Origin of the sequence: Ochrobactrum sp. SFR4 (assembly GCF_019730395.1) — a bacterium.
Lineage (GTDB): Bacteria > Pseudomonadota > Alphaproteobacteria > Rhizobiales > Rhizobiaceae > Pseudochrobactrum.
This window is the reverse complement of record NZ_JAAPBB010000631.1, coordinates 1-292: the sequence shown is the minus strand read 5'-3', so window position 1 is coordinate 292 and position 292 is coordinate 1. Positions and strand designations below refer to the sequence as shown.

Sequence of the window (292 nt, the reverse complement as noted above, 5' to 3'; positions counted from 1 at the left end):
AGACGCGGAAGTGGCCAGCCTGACCCGACATTGGTCCCAAACCGCCCATCTGCCACATCAGCCATTCATCTACAGCCACACGGGCACGCTCAGCTGCCGGATAGAATTTACCGAATTTACGTCCCAGATATTGAAGAATAGCACCCGATTCAAAAACAGAAATCGGCTGACCATCCGGCCCTTCCGGATCGATAATCGCAGGCATACGGTTATTCGGAGCGATTTTCAGGAATGACGGCTCGAACTGATCACCCTTACCAATATTGATATATTTTACTTCGTAAGGAACACT

1 protein-coding gene is annotated in these 292 nt (G+C 49.7%); it reads right to left on the bottom strand.

All coding sequences use genetic code 11. The features are described from left to right. A partial coding sequence (locus HBA93_RS20580) for a glutathione S-transferase N-terminal domain-containing protein (RefSeq protein WP_221724510.1) occupies positions 1 to 292 on the bottom strand: 292 nt, incomplete at both ends.